The sequence below is a fragment of the Acidicapsa acidisoli genome (assembly GCF_025685625.1).
In the GTDB taxonomy this organism is placed as follows: domain Bacteria; phylum Acidobacteriota; class Terriglobia; order Terriglobales; family Acidobacteriaceae; genus Acidicapsa; species Acidicapsa acidisoli.
Genome location: NZ_JAGSYI010000004.1, coordinates 773093 through 792303, shown reverse-complemented (window position 1 = coordinate 792303; position 19211 = coordinate 773093). Strand labels below are relative to the sequence as shown.

Genomic DNA, 19211 nt, shown 5'->3' with positions numbered 1-19211 from the left:
CAGGACTTCCCCGATTCAATGAAGATCAACGAGCCAACCCGTCTGAGACTCGGGGCATTCGAGCTCAATTTGAAGACGGGTGAGTTGCGCTTGCTGGGTGAGGACTCCGAGGGCAGGAAAGTGCTCCTCCAGGAGCAGCCGTTCCGTGTTTTGCGCTTCCTCATCGACTGCGGCGGCGAAGTCGCGACACGCGAAGAGATTAAGCGAAGGCTTTGGCCGAACGACACGATCGTGGATTTTGACAACAGCATTAATGTCGCTATTGCCACCTTGCGGCGAGTATTCGGAGACTCCGCTGTCGAGTGCCGGTACATCGAGACAATTCCCCGCCGAGGCTATCGGCTCATGGTTCCCGTGGAGCGGGTTGAGCCGCTTGAGAATCTACCAAAAGACGAACCAGGTAACCGTCAAGCTGAAGATGGTTCACAACCGCAAGTCCTGAAGACTGGACTTAGCGGCAAGAAAATCTCCCATTTTCGCGTCCTCGAAGTCATTGGCGGAGGTGGCATGGGGGTGGTCTACAGGGCGGAAGATCTCAAGTTGGGCCGCCGTGTTGCGCTCAAGTTTCTGCCTGAGGAATTGGCAGGCGACCCGGTCCCTCTCAGGCGATTTCAACGGGAAGCGGAGACAGCTTCGTCCCTGAACCATCCCAACATCTGCACTATTTTCGAAATCGAGGAATTCGAAGGGCAGCCGGTCATCGTGATGGAACTGCTTGCTGGCGAGACCCTTCGCGATTATCTCGCTGCTCCCGGTTCAAACAAGGTGGCTTTGGATCAATTGCTTGAGATCGCGCTGCAAACCTCAAGCGGGCTTGAAGCTGCTCACGAAAAAGGAATCGTCCATCGCGACATCAAGCCTGCGAATATCTTTCTCACTTGTCACGGCCAAGTGAAGATTCTTGATTTTGGATTGGCGAAGCTGGTCGAGTCAGAAGAAATAGCCGGGAAAGAGAACGGGCCTACAACTCCCTTCGTTTCAGCTAACTCGCAGACCGTCCTAGCACACGACAGCACTCTTTCCCGCACCGGCGCGCAGATGGGGACGGCCAGTTACATGTCTCCCGAGCAGATCCGAAAAGAAAAACTAGATCCTCGCTCAGACCTGTTTTCGTTTGGACTGGTCCTGTACGAAATGACGACCGGACATCGTGCTTTTGAGGGAGATTCTGTCCAGGAAGTTCATCAGGCCATTCTCCACCGCGCACTGGGCTCGACACTTGAGCCCAAGACTGCTCTTCCGCGTCGACTCGACACCATCATCTCCAAGGCCCTTGAAAAGGATCGTGCGCGCCGCTACCAATCCGCTGCTGAGATGCACAAGGACCTTTTACAGCTCCGGGAAGAATTGCGTCCCGGCCGCCATTTGGCCCGAAAGTTGTTGGTTGTGGCTGCATCGTTCTTGGTGATAGCTGCTGCTGGCGCGCTTTACTGGCGTGTTCACAGCCAAGTGACACTTGCTGCCTCCGACACGCTGGTTCTTGCCGACATGGACAACCAAACGGGAGATAGTGCTCTGGGGGATGGAATGAACCTCGCGCTGCAAGTTTCTTTGCAGCAGACGCCGTATCTATACCTTCTGGGCACTGACAAAGTTCGCGAAACACTGGGTATGCTTCACCTTGACGAAAATGGAAAGATTACCCCGCAGATCGCATTGCAAGTCTGCCGGAAAACGAATAGCCGCGCTGTCATTTCGGGCTTTGTTGCCGACGATGGTAATCGTTTCCGCGTGGGCTTGGAGGCCAAGGACTGCCAATCTGGAAGGATGTTGGGGCGCGTCGCTAATCAAGCGGCGACTCGGGACGACATCGTTCGGACCTTTGGTTTGTCCGCTTTCCAACTGCGCGGAAAGCTCGGCGAATCGAAAGACTCTCTGCGCAAATTCAATCAACCTCTGGATCAAGCGACCAGTTCTTCACCCGACGCTCTCGCATTTCTGGCCTCGGGATATAAGAGGCAACTGGGCGGAGACATACCCAGTGCTCTCGGCGACTATGAGCGTGCCCTCGAAAAAGATCCAAACTTTGCGCTGGCGTATGCAGCAGATGGGAGCGGAAATTTCTGGCTGGGTAAGGGAACTCCTGCATCGCTCGGCTTTTCCAAGGCTTTCGACCTGCGAAGCCGGCTAACAATTCCCGGCCGGTTTCAGGTCGAGACAGCGTATTACGGAGTCGGCCGAAACGAATGGGAAAAAGGCCGCGCCATCGGCGAGGAATGGGTCCACACGTTTCCCCGCGACGTTATCGCACGAATAGACCTTGGTACCTGCCTGAAGTATCTGGGGCGTCACAATGAGGCGTTAGTTCAATTTCGCGACGCAGCAAGACTTCTTCCCAGTAACCCCACTTTCACAAATCTCTTGGTTGAGGCGATCTTTGCACAGAAATTCGATGAGGCGAAGGAAGCGTACGACGACGCGATCTCGCGTGGATTGGATTCGCCCGGTCTGCACTACGACCACGCGTTGCTTGCATTTCTTCAAAACGACAAAACCGAAATGCAGAAGGAGTGGGCATGGGCATCTCAAGATCGTGTCCGGGGGCGCTACGTTCTATCCATGGAGTCGAAGGCGGAAGGATTCTTCGGTCGTTCTCGTAATGCTGACCGCCTGACGCAGATCGATGCAGAGTCATCGATGAAGGCGGGATTATCCTCGGACGCAGCCGATTTCGAGAACATCGCCGCTCTACGGGAAGCTGAGAACGGGAATGCGGAAGAGGCTCAATTGCTGGCTGCTGACGCCCTCGGGAAGACCCAGGATCGTGCGACCTTCATCTTCGCCGCATTGGCATTCGCGCGCGCGGGAAAAACGGAGCAGGCACAGAAACTGGTGGAATCCATCAGCCAGCGCTACCCCAACGACTTTTCAGTTCAAGCCTTCCTCTTGCCCTGCGTACGATCCGCAATGAAGCTCAGCGAAAAGGATCCGTCCGCTGCGCTCACAATATTGCAGCCGGTCGAACCCTACGATCTCGCCTTCAACGACGTCTTCCAATATGCATATCCTGCGTACCTGCGAGGCGTTGCCTATCTCCAATTGAAGCGAGGGCGGTTGGCGGCAGATCAGTTCCGAAAGGTTCTCGATCATTCCGGGGTTGGGTTCGGTTTCGTAACGGGCAGTCTTTCTGTTCTGCAACTGGCGCGTGCTCAGGTCCTCATGCACGATTCTGGCGCAGCCCGAAAATCGTACGAGGATTTCCTGACGCTATGGAAGGATGCCGACCCTGATATTCCGATCTACCGGCAAGCGAAAGCCGAGTACGCGAAACTACCGAAGAGTTAGCTGATCTTGTATACCCCTGGGGAGGGTGGCATTGAAATATCTAATTGATGTCTCCACGCCTTCTCGAAGAGACCGGCGAGTGGTTTTCAATGGGTCCATCATATTGCTCTAGAAATGCACCTTCAAGCTCAATTGCAGGATTCTCGGCGGATTGGAGGTGGTGATCGCGCCGAAGAGAGAGCCAGTCAACGTCGTGTTAGCCGGCCCGTTGCCCGGCAGAAGATTAGGATGATTCACGCAATTGAAACACTCTGTCCTGAACTCAAGCTGCATCGTCTCGGGGAGAGGAAAAAATCGTGTGACGGCCGCATCGATATCCGCGTATGTCGGACCCACCAATGAATATGGCTTGGTCTCTCCGAAAGTTCCAATTGGATTCGCCTGGAACGAAGCCTTATTTAGCCAGGCTGCCCGTGCTTGACCACGCACGTATGGATCTGCGATAAGATTCGGCCGATCCTGGCCCACTCCGGTCCACGAGTTGTCGGTACCCGTCGTGGGCGTAAACCGCGACCCAGAAGTCACCGTAACAATCGGGGCGATCTGCCATCCACCCAGCAGCGCCCGCATCATCGATCCGCCCTGGGGAGAGGTTCTGGCCACAAGTGACGTCGCAAAACTATTCCTCAGGTCCGCGCCGCAGTAACTGCGGTCGGCGCTGGGATTGGCAGGATTCTGGAAGGTATTGCCTCCCAGGTCGCCCACATCCGTGCCGCCAGTGAGGCACTTTGACCGAGTGTAATTGCTCAGCAACGTGAAATTTTTGGCAAATCGATGCTGCACGGTGAGCAACAAACCATCAAAAACACTGCTAGAACCATCGTACATGTAGCTGACCTCGGAATAATAGGTGCCAGTGGCCGGGTTCGTCAGCGCGGTCATACGGCGCGCATTAGTGTTGCCAACGTTGGAACATGGCTTGCCATCCCCAGGCGACACGGTGAGCGCACCACAGCTTCCCGGGCCGCTCCAATTGCCCGGAATATAGGTGGCCGGATTCTCTTCATTGCCCGAGGGGATGTGCACGACGTGATTACCCAGGTAAGCAACCGTCAGTTCCCAATTATTGCCAAGTTGTTTTTCAAGAGTCAGGTTCCATGCCTGGGTATAACTCGGCTTCATAGTTATAGGGAATACGAAGTAGGAACCCTCCATCGGGAAGAAAGCACTTCTACGGCTGGGCGGAAAGGGCTGGGGGAACGGATTTCCGCCCAGATAGTCAGTGTAGGGATTCGAGAACAGGGCGGCCGCCGGGTTTATCGTGATCGCGTCGCCGTAGGGCGCATCATTTTCAAAACGATTTTCCAAATAGAGAATTGGCGTCTGGAAGCCCAACGTGTAAGACGCGCGCAGACTTTCCTTGCCTTTCCCTCTCGGATCCAGTGCAAATCCTATTCTGGGCTCGAAATGGTCGAAATGGTGCTGAATATAACCCTTCGGAATTCCGGGGTCGCCATAGAACAACAGTCCTGGAGGCGCACTTTTGAAGACTTTGGACGTGGTATCCGCATTGAAGGCGGTGATGGAGAAACTCTCGCCTCTGCCCGCGGTTTCAACCTCGGGCAGATCTGACTCCCAGCGGACGCCGGCGTTCAGTGTGAATCTGGGCGTAACCTGGAAGCTGTCCTGCCCATAGCCGGCAAATACATTCTTGCTGAAGGTGCTTCCCGTATCATTTCCCTGATTCAGGCTGTAGAGATCGCCCAATAGAAAGTCCGCCATGGCATCACCAGTGTAAGAGCCGTTGAATGTAAATTGTCCGTTGGCGTTATTGGTGCCTTGAAGATTCAGGTGTTGATGGATGATGTTGGCCCCCACCGCGAAATGGTGCTTGCCCTTCGTCCAGAATAGATCTTCGGCTACGTTTTCCTGGTTCGTTGTGACCTGATATGTTTCGCAGGTTCCGCAAGAGGCAGTGAAGTCGCCTACGACTGCCATATAGATGTAATTGGGAACCGGCGTGCTGACCTGTATCCCGACTGTGCCCGGGTTGATCAGATTAGAGGCCTGGCCACGCGTAACGAAGACGCGGGTCCCGGCTGCATGGAAGGAGTTGACCAGATTTGAACTGAACGAGTCGGTGTGGCCGAAAGTGAGCGACTGCTCCTGGTCATTGAGTTGCGGGGTGACGGTTAACAGCAGGTTGTTGTTGAAGAATCCGGGTTGATCAAAGTGAGTGAGGTAGTAACGGGTGAAGACTGTTTGATTGTTGCTCTTATCCCAATCTATCCGCCCGATATACTGGTCTTCGCTTTGTTGATTCGGGATTCCATAGACTAGCTTGCCATTGGGAGCAGCAGAGACTGGAAGATAATTTTGGGCAATGGCGATGGCCGATTTGTTGTATACAGACGGACTGATTCTGTTATTAACGAAGGGCGCACCAAGTGTCTTGTTCTCCGCCGCGGCCCACGCGGTCCAGTCACCATTCAAAATGGCCTTGGTCGGGACGATGCTCGTGACGTCGTAAGCTTCCTGGCTTGTCCGTGTTCCCTGATAGCCGCCGAAGAAAAACAGATTATTGCGAACAATCGGCCCTCCGAAAACACCGCCGAAATAATTGCGCTTGAGGGAATCCTTGCGGTTCGAAAAATAAGAGATGGCGTTCAGGTCGCCATTGCGGAAGAAATTGAAAAGTGTGCCGTGAAACGCATTGCCGCCGGCGCGTGTGACGATATTGACAACGGATCCAGGATGCAGGCCGTACTGGGCTGACAGACCCGATGTCTGCACGCTGAACTCCTGTATGGCATCAGGAAAAGGGAACGGCAAATTCACGTTCGAGAACGCGTCGTTGTTGTCGGCGCCGTCCATTAGATAATCGGTGCTGGTTCCCTGACTCCCGGCGACCGAGAACGTGACTTCGCTTGGATAGTTCTTCGAGCCCACGTTGTCGCCACTTGGCGAAGAGGTCGCCGCGCCAGCCAGCAGAATCAGTTGCGTAACCTGTCGCCCGTTCAGCGGCATGTCCACGATACGATGTGGATCTATGACCTGTGAGACAGATTGATCCTCAGTCTGCACCATGGAAGCGTCGGCGTTCACTTTAACAGTCTGCGCGACGTCGCCTAACCGGAAGACAATGTCGATGTGCAGGTTGTTGCCGACCTCAATGACGATTCCCGACTGGCGGTAGGTTTCAAATCCCGTCTTTGACACGATAAGTTGATAGGGACCTACGGGAAGACTCGAAATGATGTATCCCCCCTCGGTACTGCTGATGACAGTGCGCTTGAGCCCAGAGTCTGTCTGATCCGCTTCAATGGTTGCATCGGCGACCGCTGCTCCGGCTGGGTCGGTGACGATGCCCTGAATCTGGCCCCCGCCTACCGCTTGCGCTCGCGCCCACGGATCCGCGGCCCAGGTGAGAACAACGATTGCGTGGAGACAGACAAACGTAGCTCTCAGCAGCTTATGTGTGTGCGCTGTTGAAACGAGATCCATGCCAAGCCAGTAATGAAGCATAGGAGACTCCCGATTCTATGGCGGAGCACAAGTATATATGTCTGAATAAATCGGCTGTCAACGGATTCACCGCTTGCGTGACATCCGTGCCTGATTGCCCGTGACAGAATGTGGTCCATTCTGCAATGGCTGTATTCACAATGGATCATCACCGCCTGGAGCGGTTCCGACAGAGTCCGTCCCTCATTTAACACTGCGATTTGCACAGATCATGAGTGGGACCGCCCAATGAGCATCGTAGACCAAGCTTGAACGCTGTCGAATTTATCCATGACAGAGGTCGAAGTAACTCTGATTGAATCAGGCGGCACAGCCCAGAAACCCGCATTAAGGAGCAGGGAGATCGATATTGGCCTGATGTACGCACTACCCGATGCGGGCTTCGCTTAGCGTGAACTCGAACCGAAGTCCCTCGTGATCGCTCTACCTGAGGACCATCCGCTTGCCGTTAAGGACTCGGTCGCCCTTGCGGACCTCGCGCAAGAAGTCTTTATACTGCCATCGAATTCGGCGGCAGAGGTTTTGCACCATGCTTTCATGACAGAATGCCCTGACGCAGGCTTTCAGCCAAAGTCCAAGGCATTCGGCGAATAGAATCTGCATGGGATCCACTTGGCTGTGTAGTCGCCATCTCGGACAAGTGACCCCGAAACCTGCCGTGAGCTTGCCAATCCAGGCAGTGAATGATAAAAGACGTTCACATCAACAACCCCAGTTGACCTTCTTAAGAGGCACGGAATTCCGTGCATATACGGTCCATCCGCACAGGGCTTCCTTGATCGTAGATATTTCGGAGGCGATCGTATCTGACTTCAAACGGGGATGGGTAGCGGTTATAGGTTTTTCAAGGCGCGCAAGTGTTCCCAACCTGCCCTTGGCAGTTGGTCTGTTACGTGATAATCCGGTTTATCACGTGGGGGCTTACTCACGGTGTGACAGAGATAAGAAGCCACGTAGGGCGCCGAGCTCGGTAATGCATCTTTCGCATGATATGTGCGAAGTCCTTGCCAGGTAACGTTATTTCCATCGACAGTACCGGTGATTTGAAATGCGGCGGAACGGGCGTATTTTCCTGAACAAGATATTTTGGCTGTTGGCAAACCTGTTCGTCAGTCACCTCTCGAGTGCGAAAGCTGCTTCACTGCATCGCCCGTAATCCAGTTAAGCAGCAGGCACAGAATCAGAATTATGATGAAAATCCCTCATCCGGTCCGCGGTTCATGTATAGAGAGGCCCGGCCTCTTAGAAGGTCAGCCGCGCGCCCACCTGTATGATGCGTGGACTGAGTGCGCTGGTAATTACGCCGAAGGTCGAAGAGGACGGCGCGGCTCCAACCGTCGGCGGAGGACCGGTCACGGATGGCGGGTTGAGGTTCACCAAGTTGAAGACGTTGTTAGCCTCGCCGCGGAGTTGGAAGATGGCGCCGCGCTCAAGCTTGAAATCGCGGAAGACTCCGAGATCGACGTCGCGGTAACCCGGCGCGCGCAAACCACCCATCGGCTCATTGCCGTCCGCTCCACCGGGGCCAATGCCCCCGGGCACGCCGGGGCCGTTGGCGACGAAGGCTGCTGTGTTAAACCACTCGGCTGCCGCTGCACTGCGGTTGCGGTGAGGATTCAGGGTAGGACTGACGCCTGGAACCAGATCGGGGCGGTTGGAGTTTTGGCTATCGTCGTTATTGTCGGAGCCGGTAGCGGCTTGGGTCGGCTCCCCGCTCTGGATGTAGTAGATCGGCGAGATCCTCCAGCCGTTGAGCAGGTTCTTCATTACGAAATTCGACCCTGTGAAGTAGTCGATATTCCATATGCCGGAGATGGCGGCCACGTTGCGCCGGTCGTCGCTCATCGGACCGCGTTCCTCCCACAGGTTGTTCCAATCCTGGGCAGTTCCTATTCCGTCCGCGGCGATGTTGGCGCTTTCCAGAGCATGGCTCCATACATAGAATCCGCTGAGCATGAGGTTATGCGTCATCGACCGGTTCACCGACACCTGAAGCGAATGATACGAAGCGCTCTGGTTAGAGACGAGCTGTTGGTCCTCACCCAGGGTTCCCGTCCCTGTCGAGTTCTGATCGTATGGACGCCGCGCGTTGTAGCCGCCTGGTCCCGCGGCGCCGGAGTTTTCACCGGCCAATCCGGGCACGTAGGGAGCATAATTGGCGTCGACAAATATCGGAACATCGCGCGATATCGTGCCTGCGTAGGCGACCGTCGCCACCATATGTAGCGGCAGTTGTTGCTGATACGAAGCGTTGAACTGGTACGTGAAGGGCCATTGCATGGTTTTTGCGTCGGTGATCACGCTGCTCGCCGGGTACACGAAGTTCGGGTGCTGCGGAGTGTAGTAGTACGGGAAGGGGTTTCCGTTGGGCAATGAAGACGGAGTCCCATTCACCATCGTGGGCGCGTAGGGATTCGACAGCGAGTTCACGGAGCCCCAGGTAGCTTCAATCGCGAATGGGGCGGCATTGCTCGGCTGTCCCCATTCGTTCCCGGATACGCCGCCGTAGAAAACGCCTGCGGCTGCGTGTAACGCGGTCTTGCCGTTGCCAAACACATCCCACGCCACGCCCGCGCGCGGCGAGACATGATGCCACCTCATGGTCGTGATGCCGCGCGGCACGCCCGGATCACCCGGAAAGAACATGCCCGGAGGCGCGGTGGGAGAGACCGTCGACTCGGTGCCTGCCGGATTGCTCGTGGACTGCGCCTCGCTGGGAACGAATGTCGCCGTACGATTCTCCGACTCCACCGGCGGGGTGTCAAAGTCCCATCGGATGCCCAGGTTGGCCGTGAACCGCGGCGTGATGCGGTAGTTGTCCTGCAAGTACACCCCCGTATGCCACGCGCTTAACCGCATATTGTACGGGGTGGCCTGCAGCAGCGAGGAAACCATGCCGGTCATGAAGTCGGACATCGCATTGCCGGTGGTTGTGGGAGCGGAACTATTAAAAGTGAAAACCCCGTAGTTCTCGGTGTCGGCGACGATCATACTCTTTTCGAGCGCCTCCTCGGCGCCAAAGGAGAGGGTGTGTTTGCCCCTGGTCATGCTCACACTGTCGCGGAACGAATAGAAATCCGAGACGCTTACCGGCCCGGTGTTGCTATTGCCGGCCGTGAAATCGCCGGATACGACCAAATCAGGCAACGACGGCGGCCCCTCTACGGTATACGCCGAGCCCAGTTGCTGGATGCTGATCCCGGGCTGCGGGAGACGTCCGCCTCCGGCCCGCGAAAAGCTAACCCACGCCTGATTGATCGTGTTCGCGCTGAAGGGGTGGATCTCGCTGATGTTCGCGTTCGTCTGGCTGGTGAAGGACTCCACGCTCACCCACGGGGCGATGTTGCCGCTTCCGAAAACGTCTTGCGTTGTGCGGATGTAGAAGTAGCTCGCCGAGAGATGATCGCTTGTGCCCAGTGCTTCGTCGTATTTGCCAACATACTCGTTGTCGACTGTCGGACCGGTGAAGTAGCCCGTCCAGTCCACCATCGCTCCCGAACTGTTGGGGGTGTTGGGCAGCGGAATCGTCGCCTGGGGATTTTTCCCCGACGTAATGTTGGTCGCGGTCTGGTCCAGCAGGGCGATGGGAATGCAATTCGGCTTCGCAACCAGGCAGTTGGGTGCACTGTTGATTCCGTTCGCCTGCGTCTTGGTGCCGGGCATGTAGACCGTATAAGTATCCCCGGTAAAGTCGCCCAGACGCTCGGCAGCCGTGGGTAGCCTGCCGCCACTTACGTATGCTCCAATCACTTGCCGCAGACCACCATAGCTGAAGAAGAAGAACGCCTTATCCTTCTTGATGGGGCCGCCAATCACACCGCCGAAGTTGTTGCGGTGGTACGGCGCATTGATAAACTGCCCCTGCGCATTCTTGGGCGCGTTCCACGGAAAGGCGTTGAGATCGGTATTGCGGTTGAACTCAAACAGCGCCCCGTGAAACTGATTGGTTCCCGACTTGGTGATCGCCGTGACCACTGCGGAGGAGCCGCGCCCGTACTGGGCCGAAAAATTGCTCGTCTCCACGCGAAACTCTTCCAGTGCGTCCGGGTTTGGCAACTGCTGTCCGTAGTCGCGGAGTGCCGACATGTTCAGCCCGCCATCCAGATAAAAGCTCACCTGCCCAACGCCGCCATCGGTGGAGCCGTTGATCTGCACATCCGCCGCAGGCACGCCGAGGTTGAAGTTAGCCACGCCCGATGGGTCGCTCTGCTGGCTAAAGTTGTTGGCCATGACGCCGGGTATGAGCGACAGTTCCTCATACGCATCGCGATTAACCAGCGGAAGGCCGATGATCTCCGTTGGGCTGATGGTTCTGCCCAGCTCCGCGCTGCTCGTATCCACCTCCGGCGGCGCCCCGGTGATAGTAACCGTCTGGCTCTCAGAGCCCACTTCCATCGTCACATCCAGCGTTTGTGTCTGGTCGACAGTCAACACGATGTTCTGCTGCATGTACCGCTGGAAACCCGTCGCATCCGCCTGGAGGCTGTACGTACCCACGGGAAGGTAATCGATGCGGTATTCACCCTGGCCGTTTACTTGCACGGAACGAACGAGCGCGGTCTGCGTGTTGGTCGCGGTCACAGTGGCAGTCGTCACCAACGCACCCTGCTGGTCCTTGACCGTTCCCACAATGGAGCCGGTGATTTGTTGTGCCCATCCGATGAAACTCACGCAGAATACAAAAACGAGCAGCGTGATGCAAAACCTCATGGGTTTCGCTGCTCGCTTTGCTGGAATGTTTTGCGTGACGGCGACCCAGGGAAGAGATGTTCTTGCTGTTCGACCGCCTGCCTGCATGTCGTTCCTCCTGAAATTTTGCATGCCACTCCTCCTGAATAATTGTTGTGGTTATCTGAGGAATCACGTTCTTATAGTTGCGCGCCGCGCAACAGCGTGTACGGATCCTGCTCGTGAACCTGCCATTGCTTGCGTATCGTGGATGGTACGTTTCTTCCAACTATGGCCGTGACATCCCGGTCAGGCGCTTGAATACTTCCTGCACAGCGTCTTGATGGTTTCAAGCAGCTTGGGAACGCCGGTGGAAGGCGGCAGACAGCCGGGGAAATTGGCTTCGTATTCGGCCGACACATAACCCTGGTACCCAGCCTGTGCGAACAACTTCCATACGCGCTCCATGTCCACGAGGGCGTGATCATCCCCGTAAAAGTGGTCGCGGATGTGGATGTTGCCGCTTGCATAGGGCAGGCACGCGGCAATCTGCGCGTAAGCGTCCTGGGTAGGGCTGGCGATGAAATTTGTAATGTCGAGATTGATGCTGGCATAAGGATGATTGACGCGTTGCATGATTTCAATGCACACGTCGGAGGTCTGCGTCACGCCCTGATGGTCCTCCAGGCCCAGCACGATCCCCTTCGAGCCCGAGTAGTCGCAGGCCGCCTTCATCCCCTCTACCGTCCACCCCGTGGCCTCCTGCAAGGTCGCGCCATCAGGCAGTTTTCCCGCAAACACGCGCAGTTGCGACGCACCCAACTGAGCCGTCACATCCACCCACCCCTTGATTTCGTTCAGCACAGCCGCGCGCTTGTCAGCTGTAGTCTGCACCATGCTTGATCTGCATGCGGTTCCTGAGAAGGCCACGCCATGCTTGTAAGCCAGGAGGCGAAGGCTATGAAGATACTCGGGGGTGGTGTTCTTGAGGTAATATACCGTCATGTCGACGGCGGCAAGCTTCTGTTCAACAGCCAGTAGGATGACATCTTCCAGCGTCATTTTGCCTTGTTGAATGTCCTTGCCATACGAGTAAGCGCAGTTGCCTGGCAACAATCGTGCAACTTTTGATTTGTCTGCATTGCCTTCCGATTCTGCGGCTGCCGCAATCTGCGATCCGACTCCTCCGATGCCTGCCATAGCGCCGAGTCCGATGGTCCTGACAAACTGACGACGATCTAACATGGTCCTCCCTCCTGTGCCCTTGGTTGTAAGTGCTTTTAGACTGCGCCGATTGCAATCGCGACACGCGTTCGAAAACCTGACCAAATCATCCTGCCCGTCTTTGGTCAGGAGAAGATTGATGGGATGAGCTTTTGACACCGGTAAAGCGGGTTGAAAGGATTGCGGCAGGGGCCGATGACAGGGAGCCCCTGCAGGCGCAGGGATGACTCAGAGACGGGGAGCCCAACCCTTCTCGTACTCGCGCGACCACAGCTTCATGGCATCCGGATCGTTCTGAATATGTGCGTTAGTACTTGATTCGAGCTTCAGGGGGCGCTTTACTTCCCATGAGATGTTCGACAGGAGCATCAGGGTAGTCGATTTAGCTCCTTCGGAGATAGGCGCGTTAAGTTTCTCTTGGTTGCGGATTCCAGCGATGAAGTTGGCAAAGTGGGCAGTTGTTATCGGATCGCCATTATCGCGCTGTTGTCCTGCGCCCGCCTGGCGGCTACCCGCTTGACTGGGCGGATGAGCAGAGTCGGGGTCACGCAAGTCACGCTTGAAGACGCCCGTCGATTTCCCTTTGAGATCAAAGGTTTCATAGCCATCGCCGCCATCTCCATAGATCATCACCGAACCGGTGGTTCCGGTGACTACCAACCCTGAATTGCGCCCCATGTACCCTACTGCGGCGCAGCTCCTGCCCTCCCAGGTAATCATCTTATCGGCGTATTCAAAGTTGACTGAAAGGGTGTCATAAAACTGCTGGTCATCTTTCATGGCATATCTTCCGCCCGTTGCTACAACGCTCTGCGGATAGTCGACCCCAAGCGCCCAGCGACATATGTCGATATTATGTACGCCATTGTTTCCAGCTTCACCGGTGCCCCAGTGCTTGAACCAGTGCCAGTCGTACGGCTGATAGTTATCGTGATAGGGCCGCCGCGGTGCGGGTCCCTGCCACAGATCCCAATCGAGCTGCGGCGGCACGGGAGCTTCTTTCCCGAAGTCGATCCCTTTTCTTGAGGAACTGTACCAAGCCCTGGCGAAGTATGGTGTGCCGATCAGGCCATTGTGTATCTTGTCGACCGCCTCCATGGTATGTGGGCATGACCGCTGTTGCGTACCCAACTGCACACACTTTTTATACTTCTGTTGAGCCTGCACCAGCAGCACTGCCTCGGCAGGATTGTGCGAGCATGGTTTTTCAACATAGACGTGCTTTCCCGCCTGCAAGGCGAGAATCGCCAAAGGGGTGTGCCAGTGGTCAGGAGTGGCGATGGTGATCGCGTCTACCTCCCGGTTCTGAAGGATTTCACGAAAGTCTTGAACATTGACAGGAGCATAGCCCAACTCCTGCTGTGCGACGCCCGCGAAGGTGGCCATAATACCGCGATCCACATCGCAAACGTGCGAGACACGGGCGGTATCGCTATTCTTTACGAGCGCTCCAAGATGAGAATAGCCTCGGATATGCAGACCCAGGATTGCAAAGTTGAGACGATCGTTGGAACCCACAATCTGACCGTAGCTCTTAGCAGTGGATGAAATAGCCAAACCGGCCGTTCCAAGGGCAAGTGTGTCGATAAATTCACGCCTACTAACCATGTTTGTTTCTCCATCCAAGAAGATAAATTTGTTTTCCCTGCGAAGCGGCCAACTCTCCCGATGGGCTGAGGCCGGCGTTTAGAATGGCAGTCCTGACTTCCATTCGTGACGCAACTTCAGTGACCCGCCGGGGCAGGTTAGCGCATTGCAGGGTCGTAATGTATCGAAGTAGATTCGAAAAACTTAAGATTGGCTTGCGCTGGATGCACAACATTCAGCCATGCGTTTCAACAGGGGAAGAGAGCACACAGGTAAGAACTTCAAGGATGGCCATCGATTCGAGCGCTTACTCGTAAAGAGTGCTCAAGCGCTTCCTCGTAAAGGAGTGCGATTTCCGGCTGTTCAGTCCGGTTTTCTTAACTGACTTGCTAACTGTCGAAAGTATCGTTATTCGGGCCGCGTATGTCAAGAAGAAATTCTCCATAGATGAGTAAATTTTCTCAGGAGCACTCAACTCTTCGACGAGACGATCTAGGCCGGCGCCGGCATCTTTATGCTCGACCTGACCGATTTGTATCCCGCGCTCCTGCGAGCGCCATGCCAGATACTTCCCGTCCGGCGAGTCGGCTGGACCATAGTTGCCGTCGGCCGAAGTGCTCGCTTACACAGGCTTGGCATTGGGATCGGCGTGCTAATTTTGTATTCGATTCAGCCGGATCGTAACTACGGCCCGATGGCGGCCCACAACTGGAACCTTGCAACAACTGCTCCATCTCCCCAGGCCCCAAGCCCTGCGTTTGGTTCCGCCACCCGCTAAACGAATACCCGGAAAGGTGAGGCAACAAGCTTCACAACGTGCGCAGAGACGGTGAAGGACAGAACGGTTCGGCCAAGAAAAATAGGGCTTCGAGAAATGGCAACCTACGCCTACAGCGCGGAGAAATATTGCACAAATCCGGGGAAAATTCCTCTTGACACTCCGCTTAGATTTCTCGAGAATTGCGCTCACGACTAGAAATTATGCGATAGAGGACAGGTATGGAGGCTTTTCCTATCAGAACTCAAAGATTTTTATTTTGCGCATTGAGTCTTTCTTGGCGACGCACATCGCCCCAGCGCAGGTTGATCGGGGAAGAGTCCCCGGCATGGCGCAAGACGCCTCGGTTTCCATGTGTTTTCGCCGGTTAAGTGGAATCACTCCGTAACCGCCAGCGCTGCTGGCACAGACGCGACACGTGGGTGCCACGCGCGGGAAGGTGCCTTCTAACAAGCCAGCGTTGCAGCCGTACCAGGGAAACCCACCGTACGGAAGACTCTGGTCCCTCCATCGAGGGACAGAACTTATATCAGATTCTCGATAACGGCACGAAGGTTGTCGGCAATCACTCACTGAGGTTCGGCGTGGACCTCGAAAGGGATTCGTGTTGATATGGATATTATTCGGTTTAAGGTTGAGACACTCCAGGTAGAGGTTCATCCCAACAGTGAATCTTCCGGTCATGCGGCAGCGGAGTATGCTTCCCGGGCCATTTGCAAACTGTGCATGGTTCAGGATCTTGTCGGTGTGGTTTTTGCCACGGGCGCATCGCAACTGGACACGCTGAATAGCCTGGTCAACCGGGAGGAAATTCCCTGGGAAAAGATTGTCGGCTTTCATCTTGATGAATACGTGGACCTCGATGAAAACCATCCCGCTTCGTTCCGGAGATACCTGCGCCAACACCTGACCTCGCGTGTTCCCATTCACAAGTTCTTCGAAATCGACGGCCGCACGCCGGACCACGACAGCTTTTGCCGGGCATATGCAATGAAGCTACGCGAAGCCAATCCTCAACTCTGTTTACTGGGGATCGGGGAGAACGGACATTTAGCTTTCAACGATCCCAGTGAGGCGGATTTTCACGATCCACGTGAGATGAAAGTCGCCCGGCTGGATTCTGCCTGCCGGAAACAACAGGCTGCCGAGGGATGGTTTCGGAGTTGGGAGGAGGTTCCGGATCGAGCTCTCACTCTCACGATTCCCACCATCATGCGCGTCCCTGAGCTCATTCTCTCCGTGCCCGGAAGACGCAAGGCAGAGATCGTGAGGCGAACACTCCACGGGGCAATTTCAGAGAAATGCCCAGCGACGATTCTTCGTACGCATCCCAACGCGACGCTGCTTCTCGATTCCGAATCGGCCGCACAACTGAATCTCGATGATCTGGTTCTTTCGGTTGGCGAAATTAGAAACGAATTAAGCAGAACTGCACTGTGATTTTCTCAAGCACCAGACTCACGGCGGGCGTCGCTGTCGTCCTTGTGACCAGTCCCGCCTCTGCTGGAAATGGAGATAGCGTTCGTCGGCTAAGATAGCGGAGCGAAGTTATGAGCTGAGAACGCAGACATGGCACGGCGGAGGAGAAGGTGCGAATCCTACGGCACTATCTTTTGGATAGAGTTCCGGTTTCTGATCCAGGCAGTTACTTTTACGCAGTTAGTAGGCCCTCGAATGACCCATCCTTATAATCGACGGCGCCGCTCGAATTGGAATGGAGCATGAGTTCCCCCCTTCGCGTCTTTCTGTCCCTGCTCCTCGGTGCTTTTCTGGGATACGCGTGTAAACGCAGCCCCTTCCCCCTGCTGCACGATATCCCTACTCTGATTGAGCTTTTGGCGCGATTATTCATCAATGCGATCCTGGTTTGCGTCATTCCGCTCGTGACCACCAGCCTCATAGCTGGATGCGCCGTCACCAACCCTGCCAAACTCGGCCGTCTCGCAGGCAGATCGCTAGCCATCATGCTCTTCTACCTTGTCGCATCAGCTGTTTTTGCGGGGGGGATTGCATTTGCTCTCTTTCACTATTTGTCACAAGTCATTGGCCGCGCGGCCATTGCCACCGCCACATCTTCTATCCCAGCCGGCGCGGCTCCCACAGTCGGCTCCTTCCTCCTGGGCCTCGTGCCCGCCAACATTTTCAAGGCCGCTCAGGACGGGGCCCTTCTTCCTCTGGTTCTTTCTTCCGTTGCACTGGGCATCGCCATTTCGCACCTTCCAGACTCTCAGCGCGTCCTTCTCACCCGTTTCTTCCGCGCGTTGGCAGATGGCTTCACCATCCTTATTGGTGGCATTCTCAAAACGGTTCCGATTGGAGTATTTTGTCTTTCCGTAGGCCTCGGTGCAAGCGTTGGAGTAGGTGGCGCGCGCTGGCTTTTGAGCTATGTGGTTGCCATGTGCTTCACCACCGCGATTTTCATCCCAGTTATTCTCTATCCCAGTATCGCGATCTTCAGCTCATTGAGCATTCCGGAATTTATCCGAGCGAGCGCTCCGGCGCAGGCGATTGCTTTTACTTCGCGCTCCTCGCTCGCTGCCCTGCCTGCTTCGTACAAGGCAGGGCACGACAGCCTCAAGCTTTCAGATGACGCCGGCGCTTTTTTCTTCCCCTTCGCCGCATCTATCTTCCACGTGGGCGGCTGCATCGAGCAAATGGTAGGGGTCTCCTTCCTGGCGGGTTTTTACGGAGTATCTTTCTCCTCCGCACAGTTCGCCGCCCTCGCTCTGAACGCCATCGCAGTTAGCATGACCGCCCCGGGCATACCCGGCGGCGCCATTATCGTTATGTCGCCCATGCTTGCCTCCGCAGGGATCCCACTTGAAGGCATGGCTATGTTACTGGCTGTCGATACCCTGCCCGACATGTTTCGCACGACGCTCACCGTCTCGTGCTGGCTAGGTGCGGCAAGCCTGCTAAACCCCCGAGGACAGTCAGAGGCAATCGAAGGCGCGTTCGCGGCTTCAGATGTCCGTGAGCCTGATTGTTAACACGTGGATCGTCCAGCCGTCCCCATCCCTTGCAAGCATTCTGTTGTCTTTTTCTTCTGCATCCTGAAAGAATTCCGCAGCAACGCGAGAAAACTCAGGCTTGAGAGGAATCGGCGTCTCCTGAATAATCTTCCATTGGAAACCGTCTGCTTTGAGCGCTTCTGCGATTTGTCGCTTGCCAAGGATCGACCACAGGACGAATACGGCGTCAGGCTTTGGCTGTCTGAGACAGGCATACCACTGGGAGAAGTCACGCGCCATCTTTAACCCGTCCCGTCCCGCTAAACGGTACTTGGCCCTAATAGGATCGGCTCCGATTTCGGACAATTCACTTGGGCTCACAAAGTCCTCGGGAAACTGCGGGAGGTTGAAAACAACCATATCGTGTTGGGCAACGACCTCCGGGGAAATTCGATCGAAGGGCATTGCATCCACGACATTGACTTGTGATGGAGTAATGGCGCCTTCCTTAATTTTAAGACTGACGTTGGCGCGAGTGATGTCAATCCATTCATGCAGAATTTCAATGAAGGTGACAGAGCTGGCCTTCTTCTCAAGAAGGCAGTAGAGACCGATAATCCCGGTGCCGCAGCCCATATCCAATAGCTTTTTTGTACGCGGTTCGATGGGAATGGTTTCTGCCAGAAGTTGGGAAAGCTTGGATGGTTTCTCACAACCACAATCGCCGATGTAGGCTTGCCACCATTCCGTCGGAGTACTCACTGGACTTCTCTCGCTCATGCAGCCTTTCTGAATTGCGACATCCTAATACCCTGCTCTACACAGGGGAGTATACGCGGATATTGTGCTGCACCCAAATCGCGGATTGTGGCGCCATATGTTTCAACGATTCTCTGTGATTTAACCGCAGTTTCATTGCACTTTGATTGCAGACCGATGTACCTGAATCGAGGACAAAGTTGCGACTGAGATTTGTCCGCGATTTCTAACAGGGTCAGCTGAGGATCAGCCAGGCTGCAGATGCAAACGCCCTTTCGTGACCTGCGCCCCTGGATCCGCACATACGGAGGTATGATTTCGGATTGAGGAGAGGGCATGAGCAAGAGCAGGCACACGGAGGCGCAGATCATCGCCGCGCTGAAGCGGGTGGAGGCTGGCCGCACGGCGGAGGACGTAGCCCGGGAGTATGGAGTCCCAAGCACACGATCTACGCCTGGTAGGCCAAGTACGACCGCCTCGAAGTGAACAAGGCC

General features: G+C 55.5%; 9 protein-coding genes and 1 pseudogene. 5 read left to right on the top strand and 5 right to left on the bottom strand.

The window, feature by feature from the left end; all coding sequences use genetic code 11:
• Positions 1–18: 18 nt before the first annotated feature.
• Complete coding sequence (locus OHL23_RS25090; protein ID WP_263354769.1) at positions 19–3285, top strand: protein kinase domain-containing protein; 3267 nt, start codon at positions 19–21, stop codon at positions 3283–3285.
• A gap of 108 nt (positions 3286–3393) precedes the next feature.
• Here the strand turns inward: OHL23_RS25090 and OHL23_RS25085 are convergent, their stop codons facing one another.
• Positions 3394–6750 (bottom strand): TonB-dependent receptor, encoded by a 3357-nt coding sequence (locus tag OHL23_RS25085; RefSeq protein ID WP_263354768.1) that lies wholly within the window; start codon positions 6748–6750, stop codon positions 3394–3396.
• 408 nt (positions 6751–7158) lie between these two features.
• Between OHL23_RS25085 and OHL23_RS29065 the strand changes: the two are divergent.
• Positions 7159–7344 (top strand): annotated as a pseudogene (locus OHL23_RS29065) (LysR substrate-binding domain-containing protein); the annotation flags it as partial.
• 648 nt (positions 7345–7992) lie between these two features.
• Here the strand turns inward: OHL23_RS29065 and OHL23_RS25080 are convergent.
• The 3 genes from OHL23_RS25080 to OHL23_RS25070 all read right to left on the bottom strand — a co-directional run bounded on the left by OHL23_RS25080 (position 7993) and on the right by OHL23_RS25070 (position 14268).
• Positions 7993–11571 carry a TonB-dependent receptor gene (locus tag OHL23_RS25080; RefSeq protein WP_263354767.1) on the bottom strand — a complete coding sequence of 1193 codons (3579 nt, stop codon included), beginning with the start codon at positions 11569–11571 and terminating at the stop codon, positions 7993–7995.
• Between the two features lie 156 nt (positions 11572–11727).
• On the bottom strand, positions 11728–12663 hold the full coding sequence (locus OHL23_RS25075) for a sugar phosphate isomerase/epimerase family protein (protein WP_263354766.1): 936 nt from the start codon (positions 12661–12663) through the stop codon (positions 11728–11730).
• A gap of 207 nt (positions 12664–12870) precedes the next feature.
• Positions 12871–14268, bottom strand: a complete 1398-nt coding sequence (locus tag OHL23_RS25070; RefSeq protein WP_317891724.1) for a Gfo/Idh/MocA family protein — start codon at positions 14266–14268, stop codon at positions 12871–12873.
• Positions 14269–15619: 1351 nt separating this feature from the next.
• Here OHL23_RS25070 and OHL23_RS25065 point away from each other — a divergent pair.
• Together OHL23_RS25065 and OHL23_RS25060 are read left to right on the top strand one after the other, a co-directional pair.
• Positions 15620–16447, top strand: coding sequence for a glucosamine-6-phosphate deaminase (locus OHL23_RS25065; RefSeq protein WP_263354765.1), 828 nt, complete (start codon positions 15620–15622; stop codon positions 16445–16447).
• 281 nt (positions 16448–16728) lie between these two features.
• Positions 16729–17997, top strand: coding sequence for a dicarboxylate/amino acid:cation symporter (locus OHL23_RS25060; RefSeq protein WP_263354764.1), 1269 nt, complete (start codon positions 16729–16731; stop codon positions 17995–17997).
• Here OHL23_RS25060 and OHL23_RS25055 read toward each other — a convergent pair.
• Entirely contained in the window at positions 17971–18720 is a 750-nt protein-coding gene (locus tag OHL23_RS25055; protein ID WP_263354763.1) for a methyltransferase, read from the bottom strand. The two genes, OHL23_RS25060 and OHL23_RS25055, sit on opposite strands and share 27 nt — an antisense overlap.
• Before the next feature lie 333 nt (positions 18721–19053).
• Between OHL23_RS25055 and OHL23_RS25050 the strand changes: the two genes are divergently transcribed.
• Complete coding sequence (locus tag OHL23_RS25050; RefSeq protein WP_263354762.1) at positions 19054–19203, top strand: transposase; 150 nt, start codon at positions 19054–19056, stop codon at positions 19201–19203.
• Positions 19204–19211: the final 8 nt, after the last annotated feature.